The sequence below is a fragment of the Pantanalinema rosaneae CENA516 genome, from assembly GCF_050753385.1.
GTDB classification, from domain to species: Bacteria; Cyanobacteriota; Cyanobacteriia; order Leptolyngbyales; family Leptolyngbyaceae; genus Pantanalinema; species Pantanalinema rosaneae.
In genome coordinates this window covers 1-13,574 of the sequence record NZ_JBLZFZ010000047.1, presented here as the reverse complement: position 1 = coordinate 13,574, position 13,574 = coordinate 1, and the positions used below count along the sequence as shown (strand labels likewise).

18 protein-coding genes are annotated in these 13,574 nt (G+C 50.3%); 12 read left to right on the top strand and 6 right to left on the bottom strand.

The features are described 5' to 3' along the window. Positions 1 to 11: 11 nt before the first annotated feature. From rplK to secE, 3 genes are read right to left on the bottom strand one after another with little or no spacing between them, the layout of a single operon-like run. Positions 12 to 437 (bottom strand): 50S ribosomal protein L11, encoded by a 426-nt coding sequence (gene rplK, locus ACN4EK_RS22890; RefSeq protein ID WP_431660623.1) that lies wholly within the window; start codon positions 435 to 437, stop codon positions 12 to 14. 3 nt (positions 438 to 440) lie between these two features. After that, a complete protein-coding gene (gene nusG / locus ACN4EK_RS22885; protein WP_431660622.1) occupies positions 441 to 1,109 on the bottom strand; it encodes a transcription termination/antitermination protein NusG in 669 nt (222 codons plus the stop codon). After that, positions 1,106 to 1,333 carry a preprotein translocase subunit SecE gene (gene secE, locus ACN4EK_RS22880; RefSeq protein WP_431660621.1) on the bottom strand — a complete coding sequence of 76 codons (228 nt, stop codon included), beginning with the start codon at positions 1,331 to 1,333 and terminating at the stop codon, positions 1,106 to 1,108. The genes nusG and secE overlap by 4 nt, the downstream gene beginning before the upstream one ends. A 296-nt stretch (positions 1,334 to 1,629) precedes the next feature. Here secE and ACN4EK_RS22875 point away from each other — a divergent pair, with 296 nt between their 5' ends. Then, entirely contained in the window at positions 1,630 to 3,045 is a 1,416-nt protein-coding gene (locus ACN4EK_RS22875; RefSeq protein WP_431660620.1) for an amidase, read from the top strand. Positions 3,046 to 3,100: 55 nt separating this feature from the next. On the opposite strand, the gene ACN4EK_RS22870 is transcribed toward ACN4EK_RS22875, so the two are convergent. Continuing rightward, a complete protein-coding gene (locus tag ACN4EK_RS22870) occupies positions 3,101 to 3,724 on the bottom strand; it encodes a flavin prenyltransferase UbiX (RefSeq protein ID WP_431660619.1) in 624 nt (207 codons plus the stop codon). A gap of 139 nt (positions 3,725 to 3,863) precedes the next feature. Between ACN4EK_RS22870 and ACN4EK_RS22865 the strand changes: the two genes are divergently transcribed. The 10 genes from ACN4EK_RS22865 to ACN4EK_RS22820 all read left to right on the top strand — a co-directional run bounded on the left by ACN4EK_RS22865 (position 3,864) and on the right by ACN4EK_RS22820 (position 11,052). Beyond that, complete coding sequence (locus ACN4EK_RS22865) at positions 3,864 to 4,472, top strand: DUF4129 domain-containing protein (protein ID WP_431660618.1); 609 nt, start codon at positions 3,864 to 3,866, stop codon at positions 4,470 to 4,472. Positions 4,473 to 4,570: 98 nt separating this feature from the next. Then, positions 4,571 to 5,707 carry a DUF4350 domain-containing protein gene (locus ACN4EK_RS22860; RefSeq protein WP_431660617.1) on the top strand — a complete coding sequence of 379 codons (1,137 nt, stop codon included), beginning with the start codon at positions 4,571 to 4,573 and terminating at the stop codon, positions 5,705 to 5,707. Positions 5,708 to 5,799: 92 nt separating this feature from the next. After that, on the top strand, positions 5,800 to 6,750 hold the full coding sequence (locus tag ACN4EK_RS22855; protein WP_431660616.1) for an AAA family ATPase: 951 nt from the start codon (positions 5,800 to 5,802) through the stop codon (positions 6,748 to 6,750). Between the two features lie 80 nt (positions 6,751 to 6,830). After that, positions 6,831 to 8,159: a DUF58 domain-containing protein gene (locus ACN4EK_RS22850; RefSeq protein ID WP_431660615.1), complete on the top strand. Its 1,329-nt coding sequence runs from the start codon at positions 6,831 to 6,833 to the stop codon at positions 8,157 to 8,159. Between the two features lie 11 nt (positions 8,160 to 8,170). Continuing rightward, a complete protein-coding gene (locus ACN4EK_RS22845; RefSeq protein ID WP_431660614.1) occupies positions 8,171 to 8,506 on the top strand; it encodes a hypothetical protein in 336 nt (111 codons plus the stop codon). 333 nt (positions 8,507 to 8,839) lie between these two features. After that, a complete protein-coding gene (locus tag ACN4EK_RS22840; RefSeq protein WP_431660613.1) occupies positions 8,840 to 9,055 on the top strand; it encodes a hypothetical protein in 216 nt (71 codons plus the stop codon). A 141-nt stretch (positions 9,056 to 9,196) separates the two neighbouring features. Next, complete coding sequence (locus ACN4EK_RS22835; RefSeq protein WP_431660612.1) at positions 9,197 to 9,520, top strand: TatA/E family twin arginine-targeting protein translocase; 324 nt, start codon at positions 9,197 to 9,199, stop codon at positions 9,518 to 9,520. A gap of 109 nt (positions 9,521 to 9,629) precedes the next feature. Beyond that, positions 9,630 to 10,283 (top strand): aminoacyl-tRNA hydrolase, encoded by a 654-nt coding sequence (gene pth, locus ACN4EK_RS22830; protein WP_431660611.1) that lies wholly within the window; start codon positions 9,630 to 9,632, stop codon positions 10,281 to 10,283. A 185-nt stretch (positions 10,284 to 10,468) separates the two neighbouring features. Further along, positions 10,469 to 10,771: a hypothetical protein gene (locus ACN4EK_RS22825; protein WP_431660610.1), complete on the top strand. Its 303-nt coding sequence runs from the start codon at positions 10,469 to 10,471 to the stop codon at positions 10,769 to 10,771. 32 nt (positions 10,772 to 10,803) lie between these two features. Further along, positions 10,804 to 11,052: a DUF3146 family protein gene (locus ACN4EK_RS22820; RefSeq protein WP_431660609.1), complete on the top strand. Its 249-nt coding sequence runs from the start codon at positions 10,804 to 10,806 to the stop codon at positions 11,050 to 11,052. A 12-nt stretch (positions 11,053 to 11,064) separates the two neighbouring features. Here the strand turns inward: ACN4EK_RS22820 and ACN4EK_RS22815 are convergent, their stop codons facing one another. Both ACN4EK_RS22815 and ACN4EK_RS22810 read right to left on the bottom strand, forming a co-directional pair. Beyond that, entirely contained in the window at positions 11,065 to 11,502 is a 438-nt protein-coding gene (locus tag ACN4EK_RS22815) for a pre-16S rRNA-processing nuclease YqgF (protein WP_431660608.1), read from the bottom strand. A 176-nt stretch (positions 11,503 to 11,678) separates the two neighbouring features. Next, the gene (locus tag ACN4EK_RS22810) at positions 11,679 to 11,984 is read right to left on the bottom strand and encodes an RNA recognition motif domain-containing protein (protein ID WP_431660607.1); all 306 of its coding nucleotides are present in this window, start codon (positions 11,982 to 11,984) and stop codon (positions 11,679 to 11,681) included. Positions 11,985 to 12,330: 346 nt separating this feature from the next. On the opposite strand from ACN4EK_RS22810, the gene ACN4EK_RS22805 reads away from it, so the two are divergent. Next, complete coding sequence (locus tag ACN4EK_RS22805) at positions 12,331 to 13,539, top strand: 4-hydroxy-3-methylbut-2-enyl diphosphate reductase (RefSeq protein WP_431660606.1); 1,209 nt, start codon at positions 12,331 to 12,333, stop codon at positions 13,537 to 13,539. The last annotated feature ends 35 nt before the right edge of the window (positions 13,540 to 13,574 follow it).

Here is a 13,574-nt window from a genome sequence, read left to right as displayed (position 1 = left end):
TTTACAGTTCGTTAGTCTTTAACAGTCACACCCATGTTACGGGCGGTGCCTTCTACAATTCGCATGGCGGCTTCAACGTCATTGGCATTCAAGTCCGGCATTTTCGTTTGAGCGATCTCCCGTAATTGATCGCGGGTAATCGAACCCACTTTCTTCCGGTTAGGTTCCCCGGAACCCCGCTCAATTTTCGCTGCCTTTTGAATTAACACGGAGGCGGGCGGAGTTTTGAGGATAAACGTAAAACTCCGATCTTCATAGACCGAGATTTCTACAGGAACCACCATACCTGCCTGATCCGCAGTTCTGGCGTTATATTCCTTGCAGAACATCATGATATTGACTCCATGTTGACCCAGAGCCGGACCAACTGGAGGAGCGGGGTTAGCCTTCCCTGCTGGGAGAGCCAACTTAATAATTGCAACTACCTTCTTTGCCATCGATTAACTCTGCTTTTGAACCTGATTAAACTCCAACTCCACTGGCGTATCACGCCCGAAGATTGATAGCAGCGCCTTCAGCTTGCTGCGTTCGGGGCTGACCTCAATCACTTCACCCTCAAAGTCCTTAAAGGGACCTGACAACACCAAAATTTTATCGCCAGTTGCCATATCAATTTTGATGACTGGCTCCTGTTCTTGAGCTTGCTTGAAGATCCGCTCCACTTCGGTTGGGCTGAGCGGCATAGGCTTGACGTGACCTCGCCCTCGTCCAGAACGATGCCGCTGTTCTGCACCCACAAAGTTAATCACATTGGGAGTGTTCTTAACTGCCAGCCACGCTTCATCGTCCATTTCCCACTGGTTCAGGTCAGCATTCCAGACACGCTTAATTTGCACCAGCACATACCCTGGAAATACTTTCTCTTCTGTGGTTTGGCGAGAGCCGTCTTTGCGGATCTTGACGGCTGGGGTTTGGGGAATTTCCACCCGAACGATTTTATCCGCTACGTCAAGGGTTTGACGGCGTTGTTCTAGGTTGGTCTTCACCCGCTTCTCGCAGCCCGATGCCACTTGAACGGCATACCACCGGAAGGCTTCAGGGGAAATGGCTTCCTCTGAACCGTCACCCGATTGAGCAAGGCTATGAAATTCGTCTGCTGCGTAAGTCATGCGCCAAACACCTGCTGTGCTGCCCAAGTAAAGAAATTATCAATCAGGTAGATGAGGCTGGCTGAAAGCGCTACCATTAACACGACCGCTACGGACTCACTAATGAGTTGTTGCCGACTGGGCCAGACTACTTTATCCAGTTCCTCTTTGGTTTCCTGAAGGAACTTGGTAACGTCAATTCCGGGCTTGGCGGGTTGTAACTCTGCTTCGTCCTTTTTTGCCACAGTTAATCTCCTGTTGTTGCCGCCATGAGAGTGGAAAATCCTCTCCTCAAGCCTCTGGTCTGCAAGAAGGAGAATGGAGGTTCCATCTACCACTTTAGCCCAGTTCGATTGAGTGCTTGAGCGACCTCATATATTTTTCTTGGCTCTATTCACTGCAATTCAGGTCGGAAGCTGAACGGTTCGTTGGCTCACGACCTGAAATTTGCGCTTTCCCATCATAACATTTCTATTACAGAAATGAGTTGGCAGAATAAAAGATAGTTTGGAATGGCTGTGTTGATTTTCTAAGGTAGCCCATGAACTTGCTTGATCTAGCATTTGCCCCCGCATTGGAACAGGCACGGTTAATTCGCAGCAAAGAGGTGTCACCCCTAGAGTTGACGGAACTGTATCTCGATCGCATTCAGCAATTGGATCCCAAAATCAATAGTTATTTTTGGGTGGCGGCAGACCAGGCGATCGCGGAGGCGAAGAGTAAAACTGAAAGTTTGGTGGGGAATGCGGCGGAACTTCCTCCTTTTTTTGGAGTGCCGATTTCGATTAAGGATCTAAATCCGGTCGCAGGGATGCCCTGTACCTACGGGGTCAGGCTGCTGAAAAAGCAAATTGCCACGGCGGATGATGGGGTGGTGCGGCGGATTCGGCAAGCTGGATTCGTGATTTTAGGCAAAACGGCTACCTCGGAAATGGCAACTTTACCCTACACGGAGCCAGATGGGTTTCCCCCAGCGCGTAATCCCTGGCAGCTTGATTACACTCCAGGCGGTTCCAGTGGGGGGGCGGCGGCGGCTCTAGCGGCGGGACTTTGTGCGATCGCGCATGGCTCGGATGGGGGTGGTTCGATTCGGGGACCTGCCTTTTGTTGTGGCTTAGTTGGGATTAAGCCTTCTCGGGGTCGAGTTACTCATGCGCCTGTGGGCGATCGCTTGAATGGCATTGCCACCAATGGACCGATCGGACGAACGGTAGCCGATGCGGCGGCATTACTGGATGTGATGTCTGGCTATGAGAGTGGTGATCCCTATTGGTTGCCTGATCCCGATCCCTCCTTTCTCACCGTGGCAACCCAGGCTCCCGGACGATTACGGATTGGGTTAGCTACCATGATCCAACCGGCGGGTGAGGCGGATCAGGTTTGCCAGCAAGCCGCGATCGAGACAGCGAAGTTACTGGAAGGATTCGGACATGTAATTGAGCCTGTGTCACTCGACTTTAGCGATTTAGTCGAACCGTTTAGGACGGTGTATCAAGCGGTTTTGGGAGATGCCGGGTTTGCGGGCATTGTTTTGTTAGGCAAGGTAAATCGCTGGTTGTCGTTGCGGGCGCAGCTTTGTTCCAGTGGTAAATACCTGCGGGCGGTGTCGCAAATGCAAACGGTGGCTCGTCGCATCGTGAGCTTGTTTGATTCAATGGATGTCCTGCTGTCGCCCACTTATATGCATCCGCCAATTCGGATTGGCGAGTGGGCAAAACTTCCTCCTGCCAAAACTCTGGATAAGGTGGTTGATTGGATTGCTCCTTGTCCACCTTTTAATGCCAGTGGACAACCCGCGATCGCTCTACCCACTGGATTTGCTCCGAATGGCTTGCCGATTGGGGTGCAACTGGTGGGTCGTCCGGCGGCAGAATCGATGTTGATCTCTCTGGCAGCCCAAATTGAAGCAGCGCGTCCGTGGAGTCATCAGCGTCCGCCGTTGGTGTTGGAGGGGTGAGGGAGATGGGGAGATGGGGAGATAGGGAGATAGGGAGATAGGGGAGATCGGGGCGTTAATGACCTTGCCAGCGATCAAGGGGAACACAGTCAATGTCTAGTTGATCGAGGGCACGGGCGACGACGAAATCGACTAACTCTTCGATCGTTTGGGGGTTGTGATACCAGGCGGGAATGGCGGGTACGATGCGGGCTCCGGCTTCTGCCAGGGTGGTCAGGTTGCGGAGGTGGATCAAACTAAAGGGGGTTTCGCGAGGTACCAGGACTAATTTACGTCCTTCTTTTAGCTGCACATCGGCTGCCCGTTCTAATAGGTCGGAACTGAGTCCAGCCGCCAGCTTACCCACGGTGCTCATGCTGCATGGCATGACTAACATGCCGAGGGTGCGGTAGGAGCCACTGGCGATCGTGGCACCAACATCACTCCAGGGATGGCAGATCAGTTTACCAGTATTCTCAACCCCAGCTTGTTGTCGCCAGAATTGCGCTTGTTGTAGGGGTTCAATCGGTAGCTTGACCCCTTGTTCGGCTTGCCAGACGATCGCGACGGCTTTAGAGGCGACCAATTCTACGGTGTAATTGGCTTGTAACAAAAACTTGAGCGCACGCACCGCATAGATTAAACCAGAGGCTCCGGTGATACCAAGAATTAACGGACGGGAAGCAGGTTGAGCAACCACAGCAGCACAAAAATAGCCAGTCCGAATCCTGGTGGAATTCGACTGTTGAACACTCAACAGGTTTAGCATTAAATCGAAGGATTATGCCAATTTACTGCGTCTGCTAAAGCGATCGCCCATAATGGACACAATCCATTGCATGAGAGAGGCAAAGCTGGTGTCCGGCACCTACGAGAAGAACAGCATTGGTTGGCAAATTCAGCAATTGCAACACCGTTTGAGTGAATGGTGGGAACGCCTTACCCTGCCAAAGGGACAGGTTGATGTCCCCAACTGGTCTATTCCGGAGTGGTTGTTTCGCCTGGTGTTTTGGTTGATTGTGGTGGTATTAGCACTCTGGGTGGGGTTTCGCCTCTATGGGCTGTTGCGTCCCTATCTCAATCTGGGTTGGCTGGAACGCCCTCAACAGGTGGCACAAACCCGTAGCAGTCCAACGGAGTTGACCGTAGGGGAATGGCTACAGCGATCGCGAACATTGGCGCAACAAGGAAATTATCGAGAAGCCTGTCGTGCCTTGTATTTGGCTACCCTGCAACGGTTACATGATATTGATTTAATTCCCAGCCAGCCTAGCCGCACCGATGGGGAGTATCTCAACATGCTGCAAACCCTGCCCGATCCACGTCCCTATGAGGTATTGATGCAGACTCACGAACAGCTTTGTTTCTCCAGTACCGACATTTCTCGGGAATCCTTCGATCGTTGCCAACGGGCGTATCAGGCGATCGAGCCGGGGCAGGAAGGGTGAGGGAGATGGGGAGGTGGGGGGATAGGGAGATGGGGAAATGGGGAAATCGGGAGTCATAAGGTGACTGATGGTGGGTTAGTGCGACTGAGGGTTGGCTCATGAATGGGATGCAACTGAACAAGCGACAAATTTGGATCATCGCGATCGTGCTGCTAATGCTGATTGTGATGACAATAGTGATGGCTCCCAGTGGGGGTAGCCGTCAGTTAACGCAGGGGTCAACCTATAGTCGATCGCCGGATGGTTACGGAGCCTGGTATGCATTTATGCAGGAACGAGATACCCCATTACAACGCTGGCAAAAACCATTAAAGACTTTGTTTCAGCCCAGTCAAGCTCGGTCTAACTTAACGCTGCTGCGGATTGGCAATGGTGTGGAACGTTTAGGTATGCAACCACTGGAGGAGGAATGGGTTAAACGGGGGAATGTCTTGGTGTTACTGGGAGTACAGGCACGATCAACGGAAGCTCCGTTCAGTTCCGATCTGCCGAGTCCCGTAGGTCAGATTCGGATTGAGACCAGTCGGCGGCAGGCAAACCCTGAAGGTCAAGTCCGGCTCAATGATGACTTTGGGGCGGTGGTTTGGCAGCGATCGCTGGGTCAGGGGCAGGTGATCTATGCCTCCACTCCCTTTTTAGCGGCAAATGCCTATCAGGATTTTCGTCCTAACTATGAGTTCTTGGCAAACCTGGTGACGGAGCCCAATCTGCCGCTCTGGGTTGATGAGTATATGCATGGCTACCAGGATCAGGGGGATGCGACCTCTGAATCACTCTCAAGGCGGGCAACGCCAGTCACCTTATTGGGATACCTGGCAGGAACTCCAGTGTTACTGGTGATGATCCAGGCGATCGTGCTGCTGGCGGTATTGATCTGGGGACTGAATCGGCGTTTAGGGCCGGCGATCGCGGTCACTCCACCCACCGTCAATAACAGTGAAGCTTATATGCAAGCGTTAGCAGGAGCCTTGTATAAAGCAGAATGTAGCGAATTTGTGCTGGAAACGGTTGGTAAAGCTGAGCAACTGCACATTCAACAAGCGCTGGGGTTGGGAAATAGCCTACTACCCCTAGAAACCGTTGTGGCTGCCTGGGTGCAACAGACTGGACGACCTGCGGCAGAATTGGAAGCGACCCTCAGAATGGCTAACCGTCAACGCCGAGTCAGTGAAGCGGAATTACTCCGATGGCTCAATGACCTGCAAACGGTACGGCAACACTTGCCCTCTCAGTAGCCAAGTCTGATGAGGCAAGCAGATGCTTTGCCACTGCCCCATCTGGTTCATCTTTGCCACCTGCCCCAATTTATTTAGGAGAAATCATTTACATGACCGAACTAACTGCTGCCTTTGCTCGGTTATCCCAAGCCCTGAGTCAAGTTGTTGTTGGGCAAACAGCCCTGGTACAGCAGTTGATGGTGGCATTACTTTCCGGTGGGCATGTGATTTTAGAAGGTGTGCCGGGAACGGGCAAAACTCTGACGGTGAAAGTGCTGGCACAGTTGATTCAAGCTGAGTTTCGCCGGGTGCAATTAACGCCGGATATTCTACCTTCCGATATTCTGGGAACCAATATTTTTGACCAGAATACCCGCAGTTTCAGCTTGAAAAAGGGACCCATTTTTACGCAAGTGTTGCTGGCAGACGAAATTAACCGCACTCCACCCAAAACTCAGGCGGCGTTACTGGAAGCGATGGAAGAACAGCAGGTGACGCTGGATGGACAAAGTATGCCGTTATCAGAACTATTTTGGGTAATTGCAACTCAGAACTCGCTGGAGTTTGAAGGCACTTATCCGTTACCCGAAGCCCAACTCGATCGCTTTTTGTTCAAACTGGTGGTCGATTACCCAGACAAAAAGGCAGAGAAGCAAATGCTGCTCAACAGTCAAGCTGGGTTACAAACCAAACGATTGGAGTTGGCAAAACTCAAACCAATCATGGCAGTTGAACATATTCTGGCAGCTCGGCAAGCGGTGCGATCGGTGGAAGTTGCTGACAATATTGTGGATTATCTCCTGGCACTGGTGCAGCGATCGCGCCAACATCCGGATTTATCGCTGGGGGCTTCACCCCGATCGGCGGTTGCCTGGTTACAAGCTAGTAAAGCCAATGCCTGGTTATCCGAACGCACTTTCGTGACTCCAGATGATCTGAAAACTGTCGCTCCACCTCTCCTCCGCCATCGCTTAATCCTGCGTCCTGAAGCTCAATTAGACGGCTTAAAAGTTGACAGTCTGCTCACTACCCTTCTGAGCCAAGTTCCTGTACCCCGATAAGGGTTGAGTTAAACTTTGTCACCGAATTAGCCCAGCCTATTTCCCTGTCTCCCCATCTCCCCATCTCCCCACCTCCCGCCATGCTCCCCTCCCGCCGCGTTTACTTCCTGCTCATCCTCGGTACGATCGTCGGTTTAGCCACGGCTGTCATTGGTTCCGATCTAATCAACCCTGGCATTTTGGGGCTGGTGGTTGGGCTGACTGTTGTCTACGATGCGCTACTCCTGGCTATCACGGTTCTGGATGGGACTCACTATCGATCCGATCGCGTGACGGCACAACGAGAACCCCTCGATCGCTTGTCGATTGGACGGGAGAATACAGTGCGATTAATGGTGAAAACTGGCAAACGTCCGGCAATCCTGCAAATTCGGGATTTCTACCCAGAAGGCTTTTATGTGTCTAACAGCGTGCTATCTGTGGCGTTGCCAGCGAACCATACCGAAGAACTGACCTATACCGTGTTTCCGTTAAAGCGGGGTGAGTATGCCTGGGGAGATCTTCAGGTACGGCAGTTGGGGGCGTGGGGATTGGCATGGCAGGACTGGAAAGTGCCCCAAAGTCAGAAGGTGGCAGTTTACCCAGACTTAATTGGGCTGCGATCGCTGTCGATTCGGTTAACGTTGCAAACTACAGGGAATATTCGGCGGGCGCGGCGGTTAGGCATGGGCACTGAGTTTACCGAACTGCGGGATTATGTGGCGGGTGACGATCCCCGCTTCATTGATTGGAAGGCAACGGCACGTCGCGATCGCGTGTTAGTCCGGGTATTGGAACCAGAGCAGGAACAGACTTTAATGATCCTGCTGGATCAGGGGCGGTTGATGACCGCTCAAGTGAATGGATTAACTCGGTTCGATTGGGGCTTGAATGCCGCTCTATCACTGGCAATGGCAGGGCTGCAACGGGGCGATCGCGTGGGAATTGGAGTTTTTGATCGCCAAATCAACACCTGGATTCCCCCCGAACGAGGACAGTCACAATTACCGAAAATTTTGGAGCGGTTAACGCCATTACAACCGGCTTTATTAGAACCGGATTATGTCAATGCGGTGACTACGGTGGCGACTCGGCAAACGCGACGGGCATTGGTGGTGCTGATTACGGATGTAATTGACGCTACGGCTTCGATCGAAGTGCTGGCGGCAATGGGGCGGTTGGCTCCCCGGCATTTGCCCTTTTGTGTAACGCTGCGGGATCCCCAAATTGATCAGCAGGCAAATACTTTGACCACGGATGTATCTGCTACCTATGCCCGAGCGATCGCGTTGGATTTACTCAATCAACGCCAATTAGCCTTAGCGAAATTAAAACAAAAAGGGGTGTTAATTTTAGATGCTCCCGCCGATCGTATTAGTGAGGAATTAGTCGATCGCTATTTACAACTCAAAGCCCGCAACCAATTATAAGTAACCTAATTATGACTCCCAACTTAAATCATCCAGAACTGGGACGTTTTTTAGGCATTGGCAATATTATTACAGCCGGGATTTATCTGTATCGATCGCGTTTCATCCAGTATTTGAAGTTAGCGTTGTTCGCTCATCTTTGGTTACTATTTCCACTTTATGGCTGGGCAAAATATAGTGCAATTTCAGCGTCGATCGCTCGCGTAGCGTTTGGTGATTTATCTGAATCCCCTGTGGAAATTAAGGTAACTCAACACCATCTCGATCGGCATAAATGGCAACTTTTAATCACCAATTTTTTAGTGGTCTTGATTAATTTGCTGATGATAATCATAGCTCTTTTGTGATTCGTTATATTTCTTACTATTTTATTGTTTTATGTCCCTGAACTGCCAGAATTAATTAGAAGTTCAACTGATACGCCTTCGATCCCAGCACTATTACTGAGTGGAGTTCTCGTCCTAGTTGCAGGGCTATCGTCTCTGGGAATTTATACTCGGTTTTTTATTGTTGAATTACCCTGCACACTAGAATCAAATTTTAGAATTTATCAAGCGATTCAACGTTCGTACCAATTAGCGAAAAAATCAGGTTTATTTATCCTGATTACGATTTTAATTCCTTTGCTGATCACCTGCCCCATCTCTTACATTGCATTACGGCTGGGTACAGGAATCATCATGACTTTTCTAAAGTCATTGCCAATTTATCCCTACCCGAATTGGTCGCTACGATATTTGATTTACTATACCGTTTTAACTACCCTAAGCCTGTTAACAAATTTGGTAACCATGCCACTGTGGCAAACAACCAAAGCCGCTTTATATTACAGTCTGCGGAGTCGGCGGGAAGGATTTGATCTGCAACTACACAATGCCGATAGTGCGATCGATTAATTAGCCCTGATCTATCTATTAGAGATATTGACCTGAAGAACGAACGGAGCATGTCTTATAATCAAGCAAGATTAAGTGCTGAACCAATCGACAGCATCAGGGATCACCTGAACCCTTTCGTCCGTTGCAGGAGACAACACCGTGAACGTTTTTGGCATTGGCTTACCGGAAATGATGCTGATTTTGGTCGTCGCCCTCTTGGTGTTTGGACCCAAAAAGCTGCCGGAAATTGGGCGCAGCCTAGGTAAGGCACTACGGGGTTTTCAGGAAGCCTCTAAGGAATTTGAATCTGAATTTAAACGGGAAGCCGAACAGATTGAAAAGGCGACTCAGGTTTCAATGGAAGCCAAGCTAGAACCACCCACTCCTTCGGCGCTATCACCTGCGACAACGGAGTCCGCTGCTAATGAAGCTGCGATTGCTACAGATGAGACTTCTAAGGCATCCTCTGAAGTTGCCAGTTAAGCAGTAGAATCTGGACTCTCCACTGTTGGAGTGATTCAAGCATGATATTTACTAGGGGCAGACGATCGTTTGCCCCTCTCCTATGGGATTTAGTCAAGCAATCGTAATCATGGCAGAGACACAAACCGTTAAGGACACGACCTCGCAAAAATTGATTATTCCGCAATTGATTGTTGGGTTGGGCAATCCGGGAGCAAAGTACGATCGCACCCGTCACAACATTGGGTTTGAAGTCGTCGATGCCTTAGCCCGGTGCTGGCAAATCAGTTTATCTGACAACCGCAAATTTCAAGGCATTTACGGTGAAGGGATAGCTACGGGTAACAGCAAAATTCGCTTGCTCAAGCCCCAAACCTACATGAATAACTCCGGGCAGGCGATCCGGGCTGTCACCGACTGGTACAAACTCCCCCCCGAATCAGTGCTGGTGGTGTATGACGACATGGATCTGCCCGTCGGTAAATTGCGATTGCGCGTCTCTGGGTCGGCTGGCGGTCACAATGGCATGAAATCCACGATCGCCCATTTAGGCACCCAAGCCTTTCCACGGTTGCGGGTGGGAATTGGAAGTGCTAAAGACGTGCATCCTGACAAAGATACGGTGTCCCACGTCTTAGGGCAGTTTTCGGCTCTAGAAACGAAATTAATGGCGGAAGTGGTCGAAATGGCGGTAAGCGCGATCGAACTCAGCCTCAAGCAGGGCGTAGAGAAAGCCATGAGTCTTTACAATAATCGCACCATCACGGCTGATAAGGGTGACTAGTCGGATGCTCTGGATATTTTTAAGATTTGTTGAAATCTGTAATTTAACTGTTGGTTAAGTTCGAGAAATTCTGTTATTTGAAGAGTATTCATATTTAGGGATTGGTTTTACGAGCGCTCGATCGCAATCATGCACCGGCCTGCTCTGGCAAATCGATCACTTTCATGTCTGGAGACGCTGTTTTTATGATCGGTGATTTGAGTGCAGCCGCCCCTGTTAGCCCGCTAGCGGCTGTAACTCCCTTAATTTTGGATCGCAAAGATGTGTCAACCTGCCACATCTCCTTACCAGACCTGCCCAAACCAGTTGGTGGCATCACGTATCAGGGGAAGCTGTACAGCTATGTGCGGGCTTACTCGACCCTGGAAGCAGCGCAACGGGCAGCGGCACGATTATTGCAACGGGGAAACCAGGTAATCTTGATTCCAGTCCCCAAGGGTTTGATCTTGTGGGTACTGGAGCTAGACGCTAGACTAGCCAAAAGCTGAGTTTTGCTAATTGTTCTGTGGGTTGCCATCGTTTGCCACAAACTACCGCCTATGTCCGTATTACCAACCAGTCCTGGCAACAGGGCAAGATTGAGGGTGAGGTACGGGCAAACCAGTTTGAATGGCAATTTGAGTGGTGTTTTCGCCGAGGCGAACTGTCGGTCGAACCGTCATTAGGGCGGGCTTTGATCAAAGAACCCTTAAATCGCTTTCTGGAGCAACGGGATTATCAACTCGAACCTGGAAGTGATTATTCCTTTACAATTCGGGGTGAAGTCTAATGAGAAGTCTAATTAATTGACTAACCGTTCCAGATAGCGCTCAATCAACAAAATTGCCACGATATCGTCGATCGGACGGGGAATGCTGCGAAAGGCTTGTGGCATCAGTCGATACAACCCTTTAGGTGGGAACATCTGCCAGTAGCGATCGCGAGCTTCCAGACTACTGTTACGCTCATTCACTAAAATGATGCGGAGGGGATCTGGTAACTCCTGGCTTAACTTCTGCTTCCACTCTTGCGAGGTGGTTTGATCGCCCATGACCAATAGCGAAATCGGGTAACGTTGTCGCAGAGTTTCAATCGTGGCGATCGCCTGGTCTGTAGTGACAACCTGATGATAGAGTAGAGTGCGATCCACTCCCACAACCGCCAGACCACATTTATAGCGCCCAGGATCAAACCCCAGGATCACAGGCTGATCCGCAGTAGAAGCATCGTTGCTAGGCATGAAATTCCAAATTGAGTCGCTACAAATTTAGACACTGACCAGGAGGATTGTGCCTGGTTGTTGTCGCCACAATCGCTATAGGTGTTATCATAGCAACCCTACCAGAAGCAAGAGGTACTTTCTCAGCAGAAACCCCTCTTCATTCCGACTTTAAACTCACCAAAATCGCGGAGTGCTTAGAGACTGGAATTCCCGATCGAACTGCGCGAAGCCCCCATTGGATTGCGACTACCCCCTCCTTCCCGAGGTTTTGCCTTGTTGACTTTGAGTTCACGACCCAACCACTCGGCACCATCTAGCTCAGAGATTGCAAGGTCTTCCTTATCTTCTTCTTCCATATCTACGAAAGCAAATCCCCGCTTTCGACCCGTCTCGCGATCGGTAGGAAGACTTACGCGGCTGACCTTTCCATACTCAGAAAAAACCTCCCGGATATCCTCTTCACTTGCCTGAAAGGATAGGTTACCAATATAGATAGTCACACTTCTCTCCAAACCAACTGTGGGGGGCAATTCCGACGAGAACCCGCGATATGAGGATTTGTTGATTGCGAAGTCTGGTGCGGAATATTAGATGAAGGCATTATAGCCGATCCCAGTGAAAAAACAGCATAACACTGTGAATATGTCTACCGCCTAGTGGGTCAATGTCGTTCAAACCATGATGAATCATGGTACAGACACGCCTTAACCAGTCATAATGCCTGGCACAAGTTGGTCATCAGGAGTGGTTTAGAACAGGTGGATTACCTTGCCAACCGATCGCCCAAGCGGTTTATGATCAAGGGGATTTCCAGGTGTGAACGGATAACCTCCAGGGCAAGATGGCATGGATACCAAAGCTTTCAAACGATCGCTCAACAGCTCTGAAAACTACCACCGTAAAGGGTTTGGTCACGAAGCTGACGTGGCAGGGCAGATGGAGTCTGAATATCAGAGTGACCTAATTCAGCAGATTCGGGAACAGAATTTTACCTTGCAACGGGGCCAGGTGACGATTCGCTTAGCCCAGGCATTTGGGTTCTGTTGGGGGGTGGAACGGGCTGTCGCGATGGCTTATGAAACCCGGCAGCATTTTCCCCAAGAACGGATTTGGATTACCAATGAAATTATTCATAATCCCTCAGTCAACCAACGTCTGCGGGAAATGGCGGTCGATTTTATCCCAATGACGAATGGCCAGAAGGATTTTTCGGGGGTGACTCAAGGGGATGTCGTGATTTTGCCGGCCTTTGGAGCCAGTGTGCAGGAAATGCAATTGCTCAACGATCGCAACTGTACGATCGTCGATACGACTTGCCCGTGGGTTTCTAAAGTCTGGAATACCGTTGAAAAACATAAAAAAAGTCGGTATACCTCGATTATTCATGGCAAATACAATCACGAAGAAACGATCGCCACCAGTTCCTTCGCCGGAACTTACCTGATTGTGCTTAACCTGAAAGAAGCCGAGTATGTTGCCAATTACATTCTTAATGGCGGCGATCGTGATCAGTTTATGAGCAAATTTAGCCGCGCCTGCTCCCAGGGCTTTGATCCCGATCGGGATCTGGAGCGGATTGGCATTGCTAACCAAACCACGATGCTGAAAGGCGAGACTGAGCAGATCGGGAAATTGCTCGAACATACGATGATGCGGAAGTATGGGCCGGATCAACTCAATGATCACTTCCTTAGCTTCAATACCATTTGTGATGCCACCCAGGAGCGCCAGGATGCCATGTTCGATTTGGTCAAAGACCCGATCGACTTAATGGTGGTGATTGGGGGCTATAACTCCTCTAACACCACCCATCTCCAGGAGATTGCGATCGAACGGGAGATTCCTTCCTATCACATTGACAGTGCCGAGCGGATTGGGCCCGGTAATCGCATTCAGCACAAACCCCTGCACCACGATTTAGAGACAACTGATCCCTGGCTACCAGATGGTCCTGTGACGATCGGCATCACCTCCGGCGCTTCAACTCCCGATAAGGTAGTAGAGGATGTGCTGGAGAAGATTTTCGCCCTGAAAGCGGCGGTGAGTGTGGGGTGATGGGGCAGAGGTAAGGCTGTCTCTTATACACATCT